The following is a 20,569-nucleotide window of genomic DNA, read 5'->3' on the forward strand; positions in this document are numbered from 1 at the left end:
GGGATGTTATTCGCGCATCACCACGGTATCGCGACGATGGAGGAAAGCGACTCGCCCACGAACACCGGCGTCTTGTTCGCATGCGTGTCGGTGGAAGCCAGCGCCTGCGTGCGGGCGATAGGTGCCCAGTTCGCCGAACGCAACACGGTCAGCGCCGTCATCAGGTTGTTCTGCAATGCCGGTACCGCGTGATGCACCACGTTGCGCAGCGCCGGGTTGGATGCGGAAGCCTTGATGCACTCGTAGGCGGAAATGATCTGGTTGTGATCCCTTACCAGCAAGCCGGCAAAGGTGCGGTCGAACGTGTCGCCGTCGAGCGATTGCAGGGAAGCGATGCTGGCGTTGCCGTTCGTGGCCGGTGCAGCGGGCACTCTTGCGGTGAAGGGGCTGAGCTGCGCATTGAGTGCGTTACGTTCTTCGATGACGGCATTGGCCAAGGCGATCACCTTGGGGTTCTGCGATTTCTGCAGGGCCATCGTGGCCATTGCGATCTGTGTGGCGTTGTCGGAGGTGGCGCGTGCGAGGAAGGCTTGTTCCTTTGGACTCAGCGTCTGATCGTCGCTGGCGCGGGCAAGCCCGGGTGCCAACGTCATCCACGCGAGAACCAGTGAAGCCGAAACCAGACCCAAGAAATCAGCCTTGCGCATAACCCGTCCCAACCTATTGCATGAGCAGTAGTTGCTCCCCTGGGTACCAATGTGGACTGGGAGAAGTTCAAAGATTGTTTAGAAATTGTCAGGCTCTCATACGGCGCGGTGGCAACGTGCAAGCCGGGTATGCCCGCCGTCGAAATTTTGGCGCCTGGCGCTTCAACGTCGGCGAAGCGTCAGCAGCCTCCAGGCCGCAAATTCCACCATCATCACCGTCAGGCAAGCCATCGGCGGCCACCAAAAGTAGTGTGAACGCAGCAACACCACGCATACCGCCAACACCAGCAGCACGCTTGCCAGCAGCAACCAAAGTCCCCGCCCGATGCCGGGCAGGCCGTACAGCAGCAGCGGCAGCGCCAGCATCGCCGCGGCAAGCAGGAACTGCGCAAGGAAATCGAACGGCGTAACCAGCCAGCCGCGTTCCAGCGATTCGAGCACGTTGGCCTGGTATTCCACGCCGGGCATCGGGGAATCAGGTGTCTGCAGGATGTCGCCGAGGCCTTCGGAGGTGGCGCCGATCAGTACCCAGCGGTTTTTCAGCAGCGCGGCGGGAACGTTGCCGTCGATCACGTCGCTGGCGGAAACACGCCCGAACGTGCCCGACGGGCCGGCGTAGCGCAGCAGCACGTAGTTGTTGCGCATCCACAGATAAGGCGAGGCATCGTCGTTGGCCGGGTCGTGCAGTCCCGGCAGGTCGGTGATGGGCGAACCCCGCGCAAGCTGGATCAGCGCCAACGCCAGCGACGGCCAGTACGGACTGCCCAGGCCAGCTTTGAGGTAGGCGCCGCGTACACGTTCGTCCGCATCCTTGGCCACATCGACCTGGCCCAGCGCGGCCACGCTGCTGGCAATGGCCGTCACCGGCAGGGCTTCCTGCAGCGGCCCACCGAGGTTGACGGCTTCGGCAAACACCGGCAGCACCACCTTGCCGTTGCGATGAATGGCGGCCGCCACCAGCGTGTCGTTGTGCGGATCGTCGGAGGGCGTGGACATGGTTACGTCCATGCCGATGCCGCGCACGCCGTCGGCGGTGAGGCGATCGATCAGTTGCGCGTACACCGAGCGCGGCCAGGGAAAGCGCCCGATCGCATCCAGGCTTTTCGGGTCGATCGCCACGATCACCACATCGTCCTTCGGCGTGTAGTGCCAGAAGCGCGCGTGCAGATCGTAAAGCCCGTTATCCAGCGGCGTGGTGATGCCGCTGACGATCAACAGCACCAACAAGCCCACGCCGGCCATCCAGACCATGCCGCGCACCAGCCAGGCGAAAGCGCCGGTAGGCATCAGCGGCTGGTCCGCGTCTCCCTCTCGCCGAAAGGGAGAGGGATGAGGTGAAGAGTCGGGGTTGCCGAAAGCATCAATGATGACGAGGAAGGTGCCGGGTTGTGGGTCACGGACAGCAAGCAGGCTTTTCGCAAGCGTGTCCCCTCACCTCAACCCTCTCCCCGGCGGGGAGAGGGGACGTGCGGTTTCTCTTATAGCAGCAACCACAACACCAGACCGCCGCCACCCGCCACGGCGGCGACGCGGCACCAGGTGCAACCCAGGCGAAGCTTCTGCGTTGCGCCCCAGGGGCCGGCGTAGCCGTCGGTGTCGATGGTCTGCACGCGCACATACCAGGTGCCGGAGCCGGGCTTTTTCATTTGCAGCACCGGCTGGTCCAGGGTCTGGTCGATCGTGGGATGCGCGAAGTCGGGCTTGCGGTCGAATTGAACGTGATAGTGCTGACCGGGCGCGCCAGCCTGCCAGCCGAAGCTCAACTGGTTGTGCGAGGACTTCGGCTTGCCCATGGACGGCGCGGGCGGTTGCGGCACCAGGTCGAACGGCATTGCATCGCTGTAGGGGCCGACCTTGTCGCTCTTGTCGCGGCTGGCAATGCGCCAGTAGTAGCGGCCAAAAGGCAGCGCGTTGGGTGCGCGCACGTTGTCGCCGGTGATTTTGGTTTCGCTTGCGAGCAGTTGCGTGAACTGCGCATCGCTGGCCAGCTGCCACACGTACGATTCCGCTTCCATGCTTTCGGTCCAGCGGAAACGCGGACGCGTGTCGTGCGCCTTGCCGCCGGGGATCGGTTCCATCACCAGCGGCGGTTGCGGATGACCGCTGATGTGCAGGGTGCACACGCTGTCCTCGCCTTCCAGCCGGTTGCCGTCGATGCCGTGGACGCGCACGGCGTAGTCGCCATCGGGTACGTCGGGCAGGCTGAGCTGCGGCGAATGGGTGACGTGATCGAGCAGCAGCACTTCGAACCGGTCGTTGGGCGCCAGCTGCACGCGGTAGCTTTGCGCACCGTCCAATGCGGTCCAGGCGAATACGTAGGGAATCTGGCTGACCGCCTGGGTCGGGCAATGCAGGGCCGGTGCGGCAAGCAGGTTCACCGCCTTGGTCGGGCGGGTACCGTTCGCCACCGCCACGCCCTTGTCCTTGGGAACCAGCACGTGGGCGTGGTCGCCGGCCACGTCGACGCGGCCGGTCAGCACTTCGGTCTGGGTGTGGTTGTCATCGGCACCGACGCGGAAATGCGTGCCGCGCACGCTGGAAATGGTGCCGGGCGTTTCCACGCTGAAGTGCGCACCCAGGCCGGTCATCGGCGTCACGGCATTGCTCACCCGGCCATGCTGCAGGCGCAGTCGTGTATCGACCATGCCGGTGCGGCCGTAGGCGCTCATGCGGTCCAGGTCCAGCGCGGAGTTTTCCTGCATCAGCACGCGGGAGCCGTCGGCGAACTGCAAAGTGAGGCTGGCGTTGGCGTCGGTGGTCAAATGCGTGCCGTAGGCCAGCGTCATGCCGGGCGCCACGTTTTCCGCCTGGATCTGGCCGGGCAATTGCACGTGCGCACTGCCCATCACCGCCACCACTTCGGCCTTGGCCGGCTGCACGCGCAGCCAGGCGATCGGGATGTGCAGCATCATGCCGGGCGGAAGATGCAGCGGGTCGGCGACTTTGTTGTAGTCCTGCAGTTTCTGCCAGGGCACGTCGGGCCGCAGGTAGCGACCGGAAAGTTCCCAGATGTTGTCTTGCGGGCGCACGCGGTACACCCAGTCCGCCGCGGAAACCGTCGGCACGATCAACAACACGAGGAGCAGCGCGGCAAGCTGCTGAAGCAGCCTGGTCCGGGTGGGATACATCGTCGGAACCCCCAAAGACAACGGCGCGGCATGGGCTTGCCGCGTCAACGAAACGCCCCCGACGTTACGGATCGGCGCGGGCTGGTGACCTTGGTCCTGGGGACATCAGGCTGCGCCGAATATTCGAGAGCCATTGTGAGCCAGCAGGGGAGGGGCTGCCAAGGCGGCAACCATACATTTAAGTATGGTCGGCGTGTCCCGCCAGATCCGACAGCACGCCCCGCAGGTTCTGCAGGTAGCCGGGCAATTGCCGCCATGCCGGTGCGGGGTCTTCTGCGCCGAGGTCTTCCATCAGGGCGCGTCCCTGGCTGATCACCGGTCCAGTCACGAACAATTGCAACGCGCCGAGTGTGCGGTGCAGGGTGCGGCGCGCTTCTTCGCCATCGCTGGCTGCCATGGCCTGTTCAAGCTTGTGCAGATCGGCCGCGCTGGTGCGCGCCAGCACTTGCAGCATTTCGCCGCGCAAATCCTCCATGCCCGGTTCGGCGAAGGCATCCTGATAGAGCGGCTCCGGCGGCGAAGTTGCGGTGTCGGCGGCGGGCAGCCACGCGCGCACTTTTTCCTCCAGTTGGCGCAATTGCAGCGGCTTGCTGAGGTAGTCGTCCATGCCGGCTTCGCGGCAGCGCTCGATCTCGCCATCCAGGGCGTTGGCGGTCATGGCGACGATCGGCAGGTGTTCGCCGCGTCCCGCCTCCGCCTCGTGCTTGCGCCACGCGCCGGCCAATTCGTAGCCGTTCATCAGCGGCATCTGGCAATCGGTCATCAGCAGGTCGTAGTGGCCGCGAAGCAAGGTGTCATAGGCGGCCTTACCGTCGCCAACCACCTCGCAGAAGCAGCCGAGCAGATCGAGTTGCCGTCGCACCAGCGACTGGCTGATCGGATGATCTTCGGCGACCAGGATGCGGCCTTGCATGGCGCGTGACGGTGCGAGCGCAGCGGGTGCGGCCACGCGTTCGCGCGATGGCGGCGGTAGCGGTTTCAGTGCAAGGCTGCAGGTTCGCGCCAGGGTTTGCCATTTCAACGGATTGACGTGCAGCCACCAGCGTTCGTCACCCAGCAGGCCGCTGCTGCCGTTGCTGCGCGCATCGACCAGGATAGCCTGCGCGGCGATCATGCCTGCGCTTTCCTGGTCGTCGGGATCGATAAACAGCAGATTGGCGGCAATGCCCCGGCGCATCGGTTGCACAGGCGGTATCTGCTCGACGGTCAGGCCCAGTGCGATGAGGTGGGCGCTCAACGCGGCAGCGGTGCCGGCCGATGCCAGTCGCACGATGGCGTGGCGGCCGGGGAGGTCGGCGGGGCGGTCGATCTCGCGTTGCGCGATCGGCAGGCGCAGTTCCAGCGTGACCTTGGTGCCTTCGCCCGGGCGGCTGCTCAACGTGATGCTGCCACCCATCAACTGCACCAGGTGCCGGCAGATGGCCAGCCCCAGGCCGGTGCCGCCGTAGCGGCGGGTGGTCCACGATTCGGCCTGCGAGAACGGCGTGAACAGATTGGCCTGCTTGTCGGCCGCAATGCCGATGCCGGTGTCGATGACGCTCAGGCGCAAGCGCTGCGCCTCGCCGTCGTCGCCGATCACGCGCACTTGCACGCCCACGCTGCCGTGCTCGGTGAACTTGCTGGCGTTGTTGAGCAGGTTCAGCAGGATCTGGCGGATGCGCACGCTGTCGCCCAGCAGCTTGCCGGCCAGTCCGGCATCGGCGCCGACGTCGATCTGCAAGCCTTTTTTGTGCATCGGGCCGGTCATCATGCCGACTACGTTGTCGATCAGTGTGCGCAGATCGAACGGCGCGTCGTCCAGGCGCAGGTTGCCGGCTTCCAGCTTGGAGAAATCCAGCACGTCGTTGAGCACCTGCATCAGCACGCCGGCGGAATCTTCCACCGCGTGCACCAGCTCGTGCTGCTCTTCGTCCAGCGGCGTGCGTCCGAGCAGCTCCAGCATGCCGATCACGCCGTTCATCGGCGTGCGGATTTCGTGGCTCATGGTGGCCAGGAAATCGGCCTTGGCCTTGGACGCGCGTTCGGCCGCGTCACGTGCGGCGAGCAGGGTTTCGTTGTGCGCGTTGATGCTGGTGGTGTCGATGAAGTAGCCGATCCATTCCACGCCGCGATCGGGCAGGCGGCGCGTGCCCATCACCAGGTGGATCCAGCGCAGGCCCTCGGCGCCGTAAGCGCGGAAATCCAGCGTGACAGTGCCGTGGTGGCGGGTGGCACGCTGCAGCAGCCGGCGCAAGGCGGGCGCATCCTCGGCGTGGATGCGGTCGTGGAAAGGCCAGTCGCGCAGCACGTCGCCGTTTTCCACGACATCCGCCGCTTCCAGCCCGAACAAGGCGGCGAGGTTGCCGGCGGTAAAGGCCAGCCGTTGCAGGCGGTCGCTGCCGCGGCGCACCGCGAACACCACCACCGGCACGTGCTGGGTGATGTCGCGCAGGCTTTGCTCGGTGGCGCGCGCAGCCAGTTCGATCTGGCGGTATTCAGTGATGTCCAGCAACATGCCGATTGAACCGGTAACGCTGCCATCGGACGCACGTGTCGGCGATTCCAGGAACAAGCCCGTGCGTTGCCGTCCGTCTTCGCTGAGATAATTCACCTCGCCGCGTTGCACCTTGTCTTCGCGTATCGCATCCAGCCCGAGTTGATGCACGCGCTGCACCGCCGGCGTGCCGTCCACCTGGGGCAGCCAGCGCGGGGCGTCGAGGCCGAGGCTGGACTGGCCGACCGCCTTTACCGGATCGATGCCCAGCCTACGCTGGCAGGCGGCATTCAGGGCCAGATAACGGCCAGCGGCATCTTTCACCAGGACCGGAAACGGCATTGCATCCAGTTGCACCTGTTGCCGTTCGCCTTGCTGGCGCAAGGCCGACTCGGCATCGGCCAGCTTTTGCCGCTGCACGAACACCACCCGCAAGATCGCCAGTGCCAAAATGGCGGTAAGGCTCAGCAGGCCGGCAAGCACGGTCACCGCTAGCGAAACCGGGCCGGCATCGAGCCAGCCCATCCCAGCACCGCTTGTGAAAAACGCAAGGCTCACGACAAGGTTTCGATCAGGAGGGCCGGGGTGCACGTGCAAGCCGCCCAGCGCTGCGCCAGCGGCAGCGCCATCATGCCTGTTTGCGGGGCAAGATCAATCCAAAGCGTTTGCTAGAATTCCACCCAACGGGCGGTCCGGTTCCTGCCGCCGGCTTTGGACTTTCACAAAGTTAGGCTATGTCCCCAACTGGCGAGATAACCCGGATCGTCATCGCCGATGACCATCCCGTCGTGATGCTCGGCGTCCGCGCATTGCTCAAAGGACTCGGCAACGTCGAAGTAGTGGCCGAGGCCAACAGCGGCGGCGAGCTGCTGAGCGTGCTCGGCAGCGAGCCCTGCGATCTGCTGATCACCGATTTCTCGATGCCCTACGAAGACGGCTCGGGCGATGGCCTGTCCTTGCTCAAGCGCCTGCGCCGGGATCATCCCAAGCTGCCGATCATCGTGCTGACCATGGTGCACAACCCGGCGCTCACCCGCGGCATGCTGGCCGCTGGCGTCAACGGCCTGGTCGGCAAGGTCGCGATGATGAAGGAACTGCTGCTGGCCATCGGTGCGGTGCTCAACGGCCGCACCTATATCTGCGAAGCCATGCGCGAGCACGTCGCCGACTGGTCCGCCGCGCCGCCGGAAAGCGGCACCGACCCGGCCGTGCTTTCCCAGCGCGAGGCCGAAGTGGTGCGGCTTTACGCGCAGGGGCTGACGGTGACGCAGATCGCCGAACACCTGCACCGCAGCGTGAAGACGGTCAGCCAGCAGAAGAACGACGCGATGCGCAAGCTGGGCGTCACGTCCAATACGCAGCTGTTCGAATACGCACGGGCATACGGCCTGCTCTGACCGCCCGCAAGTTCCGATAGCGCGCCCCTGCGCAGGTCGGGTTAGCGAAGCGTAACCCGACGAATTCCGCCTCATCGCAAATCGTCCGCGAAGGCCCGCGTCATGGCGAATGCGGGGTGACGCGCTGGCTCCCCCGTCTGCGCGCTTGCCTGGGCAGAAGTTGAACGAGCGCGTGCTGCGCCGCGACTTTTAGGAATCGTCCGATACAGCCTTCCGCGCCCGGAAAGCATCCTGCACACCAAGAGGCAACGCATGGCCGCGACGACCGGCAGCTGCGTTCCAGCTTTCCCGCACGACTATGGAAAGGCGTGTGTCAGCGAGTTTACGTTGGCGGCAGGTATGCACTACCCCCTGTGAGTTGTGCCTGTCGGGATTTCGTTGCAAGGAGCGGGGGTGGGAAACCCTTGGTCGCCACGCAGGGATCGCCGCCGTGCGAGGCAGGTGTTCCGCCGCGGCTGACAGCGCCACGGAAAATGTACTGTCCTGGCGCGGAGCCGGGACAGGCTGGCAGCAGGCGCCACGTGTGACGAGGTATCCACGATGTTTCTGGATATGAATGGAGAAACGCTCGAACGCCTGCACGCGGTGATCCGCGCGCATCCCCAATGGCAGTGGGAAACCGATCGCAACTGGCGCTTCACCAAGGTGGCCGAGCCGCTGCTGCAGTTGCTGGGGCGCGAGCGCGAAAGCGTGCTGGGCCAACCCGTCTACGCCTTCATGCAGGCGGCGGAAGCCGTGCGTGCGGCGCGTTTTCTTCACGCCCGGCCGGGCGCACCCTTCGCCTGTGTGATTTCCCGCCACGTACACGCCGACGGCAGCACGCTGGCGCTGGAATCCGATGCCGTGCCGTTGCGCGACGAAGCCGGTCATTGGCAGGGATACCGCGGCATCTCGCAAGGCGTGGTGGACGTGGACTTGGCGCAGAGCGAAAGCGTGTTCCGCATGCTGGCGGTTTATGACAACGCGCCCAGCGCACTGTCGTTGATCGGCCGCGATGGTCGTTATCTCACCGCCAACGCCGCCTATGCTTCCTTGTACGGCGTTTCGCCCGAAGACCTGGTCGGGCGCAAGGTGGATGCCTTCATGCACGGCGCCGGCGAGCGACTGCGCCGCAACTTCAAGCAGCTGGATGCGGGCGAGCAGGTGCCGGCACGCGAAATCGCCCTCGGCGACAAGTTCTACCAGGTGCTGGCCAATCCGGTGCACAACCTGATGGGGCAGGTGGTGGCCATCACGACCGCGCTGATGGACATCACCGACCGCAAGCAGGCCGAGCAGAAGCTCGAAGAGGCCAATCGCAAGCTGCAACACTACGCCAAGAACGACCACCTCACCGGCCTGCCCAATCGTCGCGAGGTCGATGAAGTGCTGGCAGCCGAGGTACATCGCGCGATGCGCGCGGATCATCCGCTGTCGGTATTGATGATCGACGTGGACGTGTTCAAGAAATACAACGACAGCTACGGCCATTTGCGCGGCGACGAATGCGTGCGCGCGGTGGCGGCGGAGCTGAAAAAAACCGTGCACCGCCACGACGACCTGGTGGGGCGCTACGGTGGCGACGAATTCGTCGCCATCCTTCCCGGCACCGATGCGATCGGTGCGCTGAAAGTCGCCGGTGCGATCGTGCATGCCATCCGCGCACTGAATATTCCGCACGCGCAGAGCCAGTACGGCAAGGTGACCCTGAGCATCGGCGCGGCAACGCTGGCATGCGTACCCTATGCGCAAGACGTCCAGGAGCAGTGCGATGCATTGCTGCAGACCGCTGACCGCGCGCTCTATGCGGCCAAGCTGTCCGGCCGCAATGCCGCACACGGGATGTCCGCCGCAGTGCCGCGGCGCGACCTGGTCAGTTGAGGGCGCGGCCGTGCGGATATCGCTGCGTGGCGGAGAACGTAAGTGATGCAGCGTCAGGTCACCCACCCGGCCGGGTCATTCGCCGCCTGCACCAATTGCGGGAAAGAACCGCATCACTACCGCGCACACGGTAGCGCGCGCGACGAAGCCGCGGCCTTCGCGGTATTGGCCGAACGACATCAATTGGAATGCGCTTGCGAACAGCGTACCGGCTGGTGCGACAGCCTGGCCGAGGCGGTGCGCGCGTGGGAGGAATGGTGCCAAAGCCTGTCCGCTTCGTTCGCGCGCCTGGATAACGAGCACGAAGCCGCCAACGGCGGCTGAGCCTGCGCCATCACGACCCCGGGTGGTAAGTACGCTCCACGTGCCCCTGCAACTGCTCCGGCCAGAAATACACCTCGCGCAGGTTGCCGGTGGTGTAGCGCTCGGCTTCGTCGTTGAAATGCGCTGAACCGGGATGGCCGCTTTCGCCGCCCGCGGTGATCGCGCGGGCGCGTACCTTGTCGCCGAATTCCACCACGGCCACGAAGCTGTTGCCGCTGGTGCCGTAGTAGCGCCTGGTGCCGGGCCAGCGATGCGCGCCGAACGACGCCAGCGATCCCCAGCGCGACGACGTGAAGGGCACCGGGATGCTGGGCTTGCCGTCATCGAAATGCGGTGCGATGTCGTCGTTGATGCGCTGGAAACGATTCACCTCGCCCCACGGCACGCCCCAGCTGCCAAAGTCCTTTTGCAGCCGGTCGCAGGCATCGGCCAATGCCTGCAAGCGCGTTTGCGCGCCGGCGGTTTTCGCCATCCGTTCGTAGACGGACAGACCCTCGGCGTTGTCGGCCTTGTCCATCTTGTCCCACAGGATGTCGCCCCAGTACACCGCCAAGGTCGTCGGCATCGAAGCGATGCCCCAGCGATAGTCCCAGGTGCGCAGCAGGGCGATCGGGCCGGCCAGCTTTTGCTTGAGCGGATCGCTTGCCGGCAGCGCATCGTAGTCGCCGACCAGGATCGGTATCTGCCGCGCAAACTCCGGTAGATAAGAATCGAATGCCAGGGTGATCAGCGAGGTCAGCGTAAAGCCCTGCTTGCCGGTCAACAGCATGGTGGCGTGGATGCCGCGCGGATTCTCGCCCACCGTGTCCATGTAACGCGGAAAATCCTCGCGCCTGGGGCTGTAAGGACCGGCGGCGGAGTAAGGCCAGTCGTTGGTATTCATCACCCAGCCGTTCGGCGGATTCACCACGTGCGGCAGCTTGTCGAGCGGCAGCAAGCCGTGCCAGTCGGTCGCCGGATCGCTGCCGTCCACCGGCTTGGTGTAGTCGAAGCGATCGTCGCGCTTTGGAATGAACTGCGGATGCAAATAGGCGATCTCGCCCTTGTCGTCCGCAAACAGCGTGTTGTTGGACGAATTGGCCTGCAGTTCGGCCACCTTGAGGTAGCTGGCGTAATCGCTGGCCTTGGTGCGCAGCCAACTCTGCTCCAGTGCCTGCATCGGCCTGTTCATCAACGCCTCGGCGATCCACTTGCCGTCGAGTGCACGCACGATCGGGCCGTGATGGGTGGCATAGACCGTGAAACTGCGTTGGCCCATCGAGCCGTTCGGCTTGCGGTACGGCACCGTGATCTGTCGCGTCGTCACCGGACGCAGCGCATTGCCGTAGCGATAGAACAGCTTGCCGTTCTGATGCACGATGGTCTCGGCAAACTCGTCCACCGCATCGGCCGTGGTCGAGGTATGCATCCATCCGATGTGCCGGTTGAACCCCTGGTAGACGAAGAACTGGCCCCACGTCACCGCGCCGTAGGCATCCAGGCCCTGATCGCTGCTCATCTGCAATTCGGAGCGGAAGTAGAACGAGGTGTGCGGATTGATCAGCAGCAGGGCATGTCCGTCCGCCGTCAGCCTGGGTGCGATCGCGATGCCGTTGGAACCGGAGGGCTCCACCCAGCTGGAAGGCGTATCGACCACGGCGACCGCCGGTTCGCCCTTGTCGTAGAACGCTTGCAGATCGTGCAGCGACACGCGCTCGACGTCGCCGCCGATGCTGCCTTCGCTGAAGCTGAGCGCCATCCACGGTTCGAAGTGGTTGATTACGCGCGGATGCACGCCCGGGTGCGTGGCCAGATAGTCGTTGAGGCCGTCGGCCCAGGCGTTCATCAGCGCCTTCAACCAGGCCGGGCTGTCGGCATAGTCGCGTTGCAGGTCGGCAGGGTCGATAAACAGCTTCATGCGCAGGTCGCGCCAGATCTGCGATTCGCCTTCGGCTTCGGCCAGCCGCCCCATCGCATTGAGGTAATTGGTCTCCACGCGATTGAAGTCGTCTTCGGCTTGCGCGTAAGCCATGCCGAACACGGCATCGGCATCCGTCTTGCCGTGTACGTGCGCAATGCCCCAGTCGTCGCGCGTGATCGTGACGGCCTGTGCTTCGTGTTGCCAGCGCGTTTGCTCCGCCGTGGTGGCGGAAGCGCAGACGGCCATGCCGCAAGCGATCAAGCCGGCGCAGAGCGAGTGTCGCCTGCGCGGACGAAACGAGCCCCTGGCAGGAACGATGTGCCCGAAAAGTTCGTCGAGGAAAGTTGGCATCGCCCCGTGGCCTGCTCGTTAGACGTCGGGCCATGGTAGCGAATGGCTGCTTGCAGCGAACAGGCCCGGGCATGAGCCCGGGCCTGCTTTCTTACGCTAACGACTTCGGCCGCGATTACGGCACCAGGTTGTTGATCAGCGCAGCCTGCGGGCTGCCCCAACCGGTGACCAGGTCGTAACCCTTCTCGGTGGAATACTTCAGGTTCTTGCCGCTGGTGATGTCGTGGAACGTGCTGGTGTAGGTCGAGCCACCCGGCGCGTTGTTGGCATAGATCGTCGGGTTGAAGAAGCCGACATACGACTTGCCCAGGCTGGCGGCCTGCTGGTTGGCCAGCGCGATAAACGCTGCCCACATCGGTGCCGCGAAGCTGGTGCCGCCGTATTCGTTGGCTTGGCAGCTGCCCATGGCGCAGGTGTAGAAGGTGAAGTTCGCATTGGCCGCTACGTCCGGACCGTTGCGATACGTCTTCGAACCCTTGTTGGTGGTGGTGATCACGCCGGAGATCTGCTGCCAGGTGGGAATGGCGATGTCGTTCGGCGAGATGCCGCCCGACGAATCGCTCCACGCGGTTTCCGATTTCCATGCGCCGCCGGCACTGGCCGTGGTCAGGTCGGTGCCGCCCACGCCGATGATGTGGGCATCGTCAGCCGGCCACGATTCCGCATTGCCGGTCTTGGTCCACTCGCCCGAGTCGCCGGAAGCGACGAAGAAGCTCTGGCCCTGCGCGGCCATCTTTTCGAAATACGGATCGAGCGTGGTCGCGTCCTCCGGCGTCCAGCCCCACGAGCAGCCGATGGTCTGCGGCAGCACGCCGTTGGAATCGGTTGTCGTGGTCATCGCGCTGATGATCGCGGTGTCGGTGGAGCCGACATACATGATCACGTGAGCCAGCCCCGGCGCCATGCCTTGCGCCTGGGTCACGTCCAAAGCCTGCTCGCCGTCGGTGCAGCTGCCGCTGCAATTGGTCGCCGTGCCGTCAGTGGAGACGACGGTGAGGTTGTTCGGATTGGTTTCTTTGGCGTTGGTGTAATACAGCGAAATGTCGGAAGTGTTGATACCTTCATATTCGAACAGGCCCAACGTTTGCCCCGAGCCGTTCAGCGAACCGTTGCCGTAATACGCCGCGCGCATGTCGCTGCCCAGGAACGAGGCAGACGGGCCCGAGCCGGTCGTGGCGTGCGAGACCACCGCTTCCGGCGAGATGCCGTGCGCGGCGGCGTAGTCGCTCTTCTTCACGAACTGCGGATGCGGGATCGAGAAATTGTCCAGTCCCGATACGTGCCACAGCGAAATCGCCAGCCCCGTGGTCGGCTCGCGATCCGGCGCGTAGAACGTGCGATTCTCGGTGGGATGCTGATAGGTGTGCATCTTCACGTTGAAGGCCGCCTCCACCGAGGAGACCGGACCCACCACGTGCACATCCATGCTGTCGCGGCTGCCGCCGGTAACGGTGAAGCCGTACTGCTTCAGATAGCGGACTACCGTGTCGTAGTCCTGCTGCGTCGGGCCGAAGCGGGCCGTGAACTCCTGCGGCGTCACGTATTGGCGATACTGCAGGCTCATCGGATTGGTGACGTTCGCCACGAACTGGTCGAGGCTGGCCTGGTCGCGCACCGGCAAGACCACGTCGATGGCCATCAACTTGCTGGCAGGCAGGCTCCCGACCTGCTTCGCCGTCGCCTGACTCACCGCATCCCGCACGTGATGGGTCATGAACTGCGCCGCGTTCGCCGCGCCGGCCATGCCGAACGCCATCACGATGGCAAATGAAAGGCCGCAAGTCTTGCGGCCCAGGCTGGAAATTCCTTTTGTCTGAAGCTGTCCCTTCGAATCTGATCTATTCATCGGTTGCTACTCCCAAGGTAGTCAATGAAAACGGAGAAGAGATTGCGAGGAAACGAAAGTAGTGCCCCCTCCCCAGGGGTGCCGGGGATGCGCTGATCCAACGGCCGCGGGAGCGTAGGATGAAGTTTGTGCTTGGCGAGTGAAGAGGTGCGTCAACTAACGGGGGGTAAAAAGGACACGTTGCGCATTCTTCGACGCACGTCGCCAATGCGCTTGGCCAGGACGGCTTCGCGCGAATTTTCTTGCGACGCGCGCGCGGGTTTTTCGTGCCGTCCCGAACGCCCGATTACCTCACATTCACCTGTAGGACATCCGGCAGCGACGACACTGTGCGGTCGCAAGTCGTCAAGCCGCCCCGGGCCCAGGAGCCGTAGTGCCACACCGTTACACCGATCAGCCGGATCTCCGGCGCAAGTCCTTCCGTCGTGGCGCCCTGTGTGGAGTTTTGCTGCTTACCTGCCTGGGCGCGATGCACGTTGCCCGCGCCGCTTCCACGCACAAGGAAGCGGTCCGCGATTCGAACACCAGCTCGTTCGCGATCCAGGTCAACAACGACCGCCTTACCCTCACGGTCGCCAAGGCGCCGCAGGTGTATCTGTCCGGCGTGATCGACGCCGACGCCGCGCAGCGATTCGAATCGATGATGCGCACCGGCAAGATCGCCAACGGTTCGGACATCTATTTGAATGCGTCGGGTGCCGACACCGGCGCCGGCATCGCACTGGGCCGCCTGTTTCGGGAAGGTTCGATGGTGACGCACCTGGGCACGGCGCGCCTGCCGCATCACACCGGCTCGGTGGGCAAGCCCGCGCAGTGCACGGATGCCTGCACTTACGCGTATCTGGGCGGTCTTTACCGCTGGGCACCGACGGGCGCCGACCGCATCGGTTTCAGCGCGCGTCCCGCTGGCGATCCGCCCGCGACCGCGAGCGATCCCGTGCCGAAAGCCGGCGATGAGCTAGCGAATTACCTCAAAGAGATGGACATCGACCCCGGCGCGCTGACGGCGCCGTCGTCCGCATCCAGCAACGGCATCACCTGGCTCAATGCCGACCAGATGATTGCCTCGCGCCTGGCCAACAACGGCCGCCTGCCGCTGATCGCCACCTACAAGCTGCAGGACGGCGCGCCTTACCTGGAACTCAACGAAGTGAAGCGCGGCGGTGCGCATCGCATGACCCTGCAATGCAAGCACGGGGGCGTAACGCTTACCGCCTACGACACGGTGGGCGCCGATCACGCGGGCAAGATCGTGGCGCGCAGCGCGCGTTCGTTCTTCGAAATCAATCGTGCCGAAATTCAGCCGCAGCAACCTGACAACGCCACGGTCGACGATCAGTCCGTGATGATCACCCGCTCCTATCCCTCCAGCCAGCTCGGCTATCTGACCAGCGCGCACACCATCGGTGCATGGGTACGAGACAAGAGCAGCACCCTCCGCTACGGTTTCGAGTTCCAACTGGACGGCTTGAACAACATCCTCAACAAGTATTACCAGAGCTGCTGGGAATACGCGCCGTGGCAGGCGGCTAAAAAGAGCTGATGGGGAGCTTGCAGCAGGCGCCTTGGCTCATTCCGCCTGCTTGATCCGTTCCCAGGTAAGTTCAAAGCGCGCCAGGTATTTGCGCAGGCGGTCCGCATCATTGGTGGACGCGCGGCGTTGGCGAGATGCAGCGAACAAGGTGCGGCCGGCTTCCGACAGCGAACGTGCCCTTCGGCAAATGGCGATCACGTCGCGCAACTGGGCGTGATCGAAGCGATCGATCTCCTGCAGCCGGTCGCCCAGCAGTTCCCGCAATGGCGCGTCTTCCTGCTTTCCGGGGGCGCCCCACAGGCGTTGCAGTCGCCGGATTTCCTCCTCGACGGTTTCCACGCGGATGCGCCCGGAGGCGGACAAGGTGGCCATGCGGGTCACCGATGCGCCAAGGTCGCGGAAGTTGCCTTTCCAGCTCGCCTCCACTGAAGTCGCGAAGGCCAGAAAGCGATCGCGCGCCTCGCGATTGAATGTCACCCGGCGCTGACTGGCCTTGGCAAATTTGTCCAGTTCGAAATCGAGGTTGGGTTCGATATCTTCGTGGCGATCGGCCAGGCCCGGCAGCTCGAAGGTCCACAGATTGAGGCGTGCATAGAGGTCGTCCCGAAATCCGCCGTCTTCCACGCGCCGCCCCAGATCGCGGTTGGTGCCGGCGATGAGTTGGAAATCGCTCTGCACTTCTTTGTCGCTCCCCACCGGAAGAAACCGCCTTTCTTCCAGTGCCCGCAGCAGCATCGCCTGCTCGTCGGCACCGAGTTCGCCGATTTCATCGAGGAACAGCAATCCTTTGTTGGCCGAGCGCAGCAAGCCGGCGCGTTCATTCGCCGCACCCGTGTAGGCTCCTTTGACGTGCCCGAACAGTGCGCTCATGGCGCCGTCGCCGCGCAAGGTGGCGCAGTTCACCTCGACAAAATTGCCGGGCAGCTGGTGGCGCAATTTCTTCAATTCGAAGATTCGCCTGGCGAGCTGGCTTTTGCCTGCGCCGGTAGGCCCCATCAGCAGCATGGGTGCGGCCGAGCGGATGGCCACCGTTTCGATCTGCTCGATCATCCCGTTGAATGCCGCGTTGCGCGTGGCAATGCCGCTTTTGAGGTAAGCGCGGTCTTCCTGTTGCTCGCGCTCGAATCGTTCGGCGATCCGGTCGTATTTGGATAGATCCAGGTCGATGATATTGAAGCTGCCGCTGACGCCTTCGCGCTGTTTGCGTGGCGGCGAGGTCTGCAGCAGGCGGGCAGGGAAATAGTGGCTTTCCGTGAGCAGGAACAGACAGATCTGCGTCACGTGCGTACCGGTGGTGATGTGGATGTAGTAATCCTCGGCCTCGGTATCGAACGGATAGCTGCGGCTGAATTCATGCAGCACCGAATACACCGATTCGAAATCCCACGGGTCTCCGATATAGGTGTCGCGCAACTCCACCTGAGTTTCCGGTGACACCTGCGCGATATCGGCTTGCACCTGGCGGGCCAGGTCGCCGTAGCGCCGGCAGTCCGCCAGCAGTTCGAGGCGACTTATCAGAAAGTCCTCGTGCATGCCCAGCGCGACGGAGGGCCGCCATTTCTCCCACCGTCCGGCGCTGTGGCCGGCATCCAGCTGGGTGCCGAGGAATCCGATCACGACTTTGGGTTTCATGACGATAAAATAAGATAAATAGATATCCATTTCTATCGAAATATAGAAGGCTAGCCGATCAAGCAATAGCTTCGTAAAGGAAATAACTGTATATAAATCAGCCAATTGAATTGGTGCTTCCGGTGTTGGCACGACAACTGCAATCGATAGGGCAAAGCAAGGAGATGCCCCATGGTCAACACCCAACTTTTCGCCAGTTCGCGCGGCCGGATGGTTCCGGCGGCAGAGGTCCGCAACGAAGCGGGCGGCGCGGCCTACCAGCGTTCCGCCGAGGCGGAGCTGGCGTTGTGCGCGGCAACCGGATGTTTCAACGGCATCTTCTATAGCGATGCCGCAACGCAGTTGTCGCAGGTCCTCGCCGCTTGCCGGAGGGTGTCGCCCGCTTACGTGGCCCGCACGGCGCTGTATGCGCGCCGCACGGCCTACATGAAAGACATGCCGGCTCTTTTGCTGGCATACCTCGCCGGGTGCGACGGGGAGCTGCTGGAAAAGGTGTTCGACCGGGTCATCGACAACGGACGCATGCTTCGCAACTTCGTGCAGATCCTGCGTAGCGGCGTGACAGGACGCAAATCGCTCGGTACGCGGCCCAAGCGTCTGGTTCAGCGCTGGCTGGAAAACGCATCGGTTGATGCGGTGTTGAGTGCGGCGATCGGCGAAAAGCCGTCCCTGGCCGATGTGATTCGCATGGTGCATCCCAAGCCCGCCGATGCAGAACGCGCAGCGTTGTATGCGTGGCTGATCGGCAGGCCTTGCGACGCGGCGAAGTTGCCGGCGAAGGTGCGCGAGCTGGAAGCGTTCAAGCAACAGCCGGGCGAGGCGGTGCCGGATCTGCCGTTCCAGTACCTGACCGCGCTGCCGTTGCAGGCGTCGCATTGGAAGGCTATCGCTTTGCGTGCTTCGTGGCAGACCACGCGCATGAATTTGAATGCGTTCGGGCGCCACGGCGTGTTCGAGGATGCAGCGCTTACGCAGAGCATCGTCGAACGCCTGCGCGATGCGGAAGCGATCCGGCGTGCGCGTGTCTTTCCGTATCAGCTGATGGCGGCTTTCCGGTCGGTTTCCAGAGATATGCCGCCGGCTATCGCGGAAGCGTTGCAGGACGCCATGGAGGTGGCTACCCGCAACGTGCCCAAGGTAGACGGCAACGTGGTGGTGGCGGTGGACGTGTCCGGTTCGATGGGTTCTGCGCTGACCGGATTCCGGCGCGGGGCCACCTCGGCGGTGCGCTGTGTCGACGTGGCGGCGCTGTTGGCTGCCTGCCTGAAGCGGGTCAATCCGCAGACGCGGATCATTCCGTTCGCCGAAGCCGTGCGCGATTGCCGCGTGAATCCGCGTGACAGCGTGATGACGCAGGCGGCGCAGCTGGCCGGTCTGCTCGGTGGCGGTACCGCGGTAAGCGCAGCGTTGACCGAATTGAACCGGCAGCGCAGCGAAGTGGATCTGCTGGTGCTGGTGTCGGACAACCAGAGTTGGGTGGACACGCGTACCAGCGGTGGCAGCGAAAGCATGCGGCAGTGGGCGGTATTGAAGTCGCGTTGTCCGCAGGCGCGCATGGTCTGCATCGACCTGCAGCCATACGCAACCAGCCAGACCGTGCAGACGCAGGATGTGTTGCACGTCGGCGGCTTTAGCGACGCGGTGTTCGATTTATTGGCTGGCGTGGCAACCGAAGGAACGGAAACCCGCAGCTGGGTGGAGCGCATCGAGGCGATGGCGCTCTGAAACGTCCTTCCCCGGCAGGAGTGCCTGCCGGGGTTGGGCCAGCGGAGTAAGGCGAATGCGCGAGGGACTACCTGGATCTCGCCGGTTCGAACCCGGCATCTCTCGCAAGGTTGTCGCCTTGCCGCTACCGGAATGGCACAGGTTTGTTTTGCAGCGAATGCAGATGGAGTTACTTGGTAAGCCTTCGGGCGAACGGGTTCGAGTCCCGCTTGCAAGACGACACGCTCGAATGTCGTTGCGCAGGATGCTTCATCATTCTCGTCGCTGCATCTATCGTGGGTTGGAAAAGTTTTTTGCGTCGTGGCGAATGCCAGTGGAACTACATGACTTCAGACGTCCCGTGTCGCGGGTTCGACTCCCGTCGATGCGATAGCTATCGCATCGTAGCTCAGTGGTAGAGCAGGGGTTTCACTAAAACCTAGTCGCCGCACTTTTATGATGGAAATGGACGGTCCCCGCGGTCGGGCACTGTCTCAGGGCAAGGAGAAGGACCGTGAGCAAGAGTTATCAGGTGATCAACGAGCCGGGCGCCGTGCCGATCAAGGCGTGGACCCATGGCGTGCCGCTCGAGGACGCCGCGCGCGAACAGCTGATCAATATCGCCAAGCTGCCGTTCATCCATCGCTGGGTGGCGGTCATGCCCGACGTGCATTTGGGGAAGGGTGCGACGGTGGGTTCGGTCGTGCCGACGGTGGGCGCGATCGTGCCGGCGGCCGTGGGTGTGGACATCGGCTGCGGCATGATCGCCACGCGCACCACGCTGACCGGCGCGGACCTCCCGGACAACCTCGCTGGCATCCGCTCGGCGATCGAGCGCGCGGTTCCGCATGGGCGCACCGTCGGCAAACGCGACAAGGGGGCCTGGGATACGCCGCCTGGTGCGGCGATCGATGGGTGGTCCGCGCTGGAAGAGGATTTTCGCCGCATCACGGCGAAGTATCCCAAGCTGGCGCGTACCAATAACCTGCATCACCTGGGAACGCTTGGTACGGGCAATCACTTCGTGGAGGTTTGTCTGGACGAAGAGGATCGCGTGTGGTTCATGCTGCACTCCGGTTCGCGCGGTGTCGGCAATGCGATCGGCAACCACTTCATCGAGCTGGCCAAGCAGGACATGCGCCGCTGGATGATCAATCTGCCGGATCAGGACCTTGCGTATCTGCCGGAAGGAAGCGAGCACTTCGACGACTATGTATTTGCGGTGGAGTGGGCGCAGCGGTTTGCCCGCACCAATCGCGCCATCATGATGCAGCACGTCGTCGATGCCGTGCGGCGCGTGATCACTAAGCCGTTCGAGGCCTGGGCCGAAGCGGTGAACTGCCATCACAACTACGTGAGCCGCGAGCATCACTACGGCAAGAATGTGCTGGTAACCCGTAAGGGCGCGGTAAGCGCGAAGGCCGGCGAGCTGGGCATCATTCCCGGCAGCATGGGAGCGAAGAGCTTTATCGTGCGCGGCCTCGGCAACGAGGAAAGCTTCCACAGCTGCAGCCACGGTGCGGGGCGCGTGATGAGTCGTACGGAAGCGCGCAAGCGCATCACCCTCGACCAACACAAGCAGGCGACCGCACACGTGGAATGCCGCAAGGACGCGGAGGTTATCGACGAATCGCCGGCGGCGTACAAGTCGATTGACGCGGTGATGGCGGCTCAGCAGGATCTGGTCGAGATCGTTCACACGCTGCGCCAGGTGGTCTGCGTAAAGGGATGAGGCATGCAGGCGATGGCCTGCATGCCCGTTGGAACAGAGGA

Annotated in this window: 13 protein-coding genes; 6 read left to right on the forward strand and 7 right to left on the reverse strand. The window is 63.9% G+C overall.

Translation table 11 applies throughout. The annotated features are described in order from the left end of the window. Positions 1-17 precede the first annotated feature (17 nt). The 4 genes from ISS99_RS10205 to ISS99_RS10220 form a co-directional block, all read right to left on the reverse strand. The gene (locus tag ISS99_RS10205; protein WP_204631497.1) at positions 18-647 is read right to left on the reverse strand and encodes a DUF4142 domain-containing protein; all 630 of its coding nucleotides are present in this window, start codon (positions 645-647) and stop codon (positions 18-20) included. Positions 648-809: 162 nt separating this feature from the next. Further along, the gene (locus tag ISS99_RS10210; RefSeq protein ID WP_204631498.1) at positions 810-1,934 is read right to left on the reverse strand and encodes a CHASE2 domain-containing protein; all 1,125 of its coding nucleotides are present in this window, start codon (positions 1,932-1,934) and stop codon (positions 810-812) included. Between the two features lie 191 nt (positions 1,935-2,125). Continuing rightward, on the reverse strand, positions 2,126-3,775 hold the full coding sequence (locus ISS99_RS10215) for a FecR domain-containing protein (protein WP_204631499.1): 1,650 nt from the start codon (positions 3,773-3,775) through the stop codon (positions 2,126-2,128). A 178-nt stretch (positions 3,776-3,953) separates the two neighbouring features. Next, complete coding sequence (locus tag ISS99_RS10220) at positions 3,954-6,773, reverse strand: ATP-binding protein (RefSeq protein WP_204631500.1); 2,820 nt, start codon at positions 6,771-6,773, stop codon at positions 3,954-3,956. A 209-nt stretch (positions 6,774-6,982) separates the two neighbouring features. On the opposite strand from ISS99_RS10220, the gene ISS99_RS10225 reads away from it, so the two are divergent. The 3 genes from ISS99_RS10225 (at position 6,983) to ISS99_RS10235 (ending at position 9,829) form a co-directional block, all read left to right on the forward strand. Next, positions 6,983-7,645, forward strand: a complete 663-nt coding sequence (locus ISS99_RS10225) for a response regulator (RefSeq protein ID WP_204631501.1) — start codon at positions 6,983-6,985, stop codon at positions 7,643-7,645. Positions 7,646-8,185: 540 nt separating this feature from the next. Further along, positions 8,186-9,505, forward strand: coding sequence for a sensor domain-containing diguanylate cyclase (locus ISS99_RS10230; protein WP_204631502.1), 1,320 nt, complete (start codon positions 8,186-8,188; stop codon positions 9,503-9,505). A gap of 42 nt (positions 9,506-9,547) precedes the next feature. Beyond that, positions 9,548-9,829: a hypothetical protein gene (locus ISS99_RS10235; protein ID WP_204631503.1), complete on the forward strand. Its 282-nt coding sequence runs from the start codon at positions 9,548-9,550 to the stop codon at positions 9,827-9,829. Between the two features lie 10 nt (positions 9,830-9,839). Here ISS99_RS10235 and ISS99_RS10240 read toward each other — a convergent pair whose 3' ends face one another. Continuing rightward, positions 9,840-11,975, reverse strand: a complete 2,136-nt coding sequence (locus ISS99_RS10240) for a penicillin acylase family protein (RefSeq protein WP_204631632.1) — start codon at positions 11,973-11,975, stop codon at positions 9,840-9,842. 220 nt (positions 11,976-12,195) lie between these two features. Continuing rightward, entirely contained in the window at positions 12,196-13,926 is a 1,731-nt protein-coding gene (locus ISS99_RS10245) for a S53 family peptidase (protein ID WP_204631504.1), read from the reverse strand. 373 nt (positions 13,927-14,299) lie between these two features. On the opposite strand from ISS99_RS10245, the gene ISS99_RS10250 reads away from it, so the two are divergent. Further along, a complete protein-coding gene (locus ISS99_RS10250; RefSeq protein ID WP_204631505.1) occupies positions 14,300-15,469 on the forward strand; it encodes a hypothetical protein in 1,170 nt (389 codons plus the stop codon). 27 nt (positions 15,470-15,496) lie between these two features. On the opposite strand, the gene rtcR is transcribed toward ISS99_RS10250, so the two are convergent. Then, positions 15,497-17,092, reverse strand: coding sequence for an RNA repair transcriptional activator RtcR (rtcR, locus tag ISS99_RS10255; protein ID WP_204631506.1), 1,596 nt, complete (start codon positions 17,090-17,092; stop codon positions 15,497-15,499). Between the two features lie 171 nt (positions 17,093-17,263). Between rtcR and ISS99_RS10260 the strand changes: the two genes are divergently transcribed. Together ISS99_RS10260 and ISS99_RS10265 are read left to right on the forward strand one after the other, a co-directional pair. After that, a complete protein-coding gene (locus ISS99_RS10260; RefSeq protein WP_204631507.1) occupies positions 17,264-18,817 on the forward strand; it encodes a vWA domain-containing protein in 1,554 nt (517 codons plus the stop codon). Positions 18,818-19,310: 493 nt separating this feature from the next. Next, on the forward strand, positions 19,311-20,528 hold the full coding sequence (locus ISS99_RS10265; RefSeq protein WP_204631508.1) for an RtcB family protein: 1,218 nt from the start codon (positions 19,311-19,313) through the stop codon (positions 20,526-20,528). Positions 20,529-20,569: the final 41 nt, after the last annotated feature.

The sequence above is a fragment of the Dyella mobilis genome (assembly GCF_016904945.1).
GTDB classification, from domain to species: Bacteria; Pseudomonadota; Gammaproteobacteria; order Xanthomonadales; family Rhodanobacteraceae; genus Dyella_B; species Dyella_B mobilis.

Bases quoted from the DNA above. Each gene is read 5' to 3' on its own strand.
- ISS99_RS10230 (WP_204631502.1), top strand. From the start codon at position 8,186: ATGTTTCTGGATATGAATGGAGAAACGCTCGAACGCCTGCACGCGGTG.
- ISS99_RS10210 (WP_204631498.1), bottom strand. From the start codon at position 1,934: ATGCCTACCGGCGCTTTCGCCTGGCTGGTGCGCGGCATGGTCTGGATG.
- ISS99_RS10245 (WP_204631504.1), bottom strand. From the start codon at position 13,926: ATGAATAGATCAGATTCGAAGGGACAGCTTCAGACAAAAGGAATTTCC.
- ISS99_RS10215 (WP_204631499.1), bottom strand. From the start codon at position 3,775: ATGTATCCCACCCGGACCAGGCTGCTTCAGCAGCTTGCCGCGCTGCTC.
- ISS99_RS10260 (WP_204631507.1), top strand. From the start codon at position 17,264: ATGGTCAACACCCAACTTTTCGCCAGTTCGCGCGGCCGGATGGTTCCG.
- ISS99_RS10225 (WP_204631501.1), top strand. From the start codon at position 6,983: ATGTCCCCAACTGGCGAGATAACCCGGATCGTCATCGCCGATGACCAT.
- ISS99_RS10205 (WP_204631497.1), bottom strand. From the start codon at position 647: ATGCGCAAGGCTGATTTCTTGGGTCTGGTTTCGGCTTCACTGGTTCTC.
- ISS99_RS10240 (WP_204631632.1), bottom strand. From the start codon at position 11,975: ATGGCCGTCTGCGCTTCCGCCACCACGGCGGAGCAAACGCGCTGGCAA.
- ISS99_RS10220 (WP_204631500.1), bottom strand. From the start codon at position 6,773: ATGGGCTGGCTCGATGCCGGCCCGGTTTCGCTAGCGGTGACCGTGCTT.
- rtcR (WP_204631506.1), bottom strand. From the start codon at position 17,092: ATGAAACCCAAAGTCGTGATCGGATTCCTCGGCACCCAGCTGGATGCC.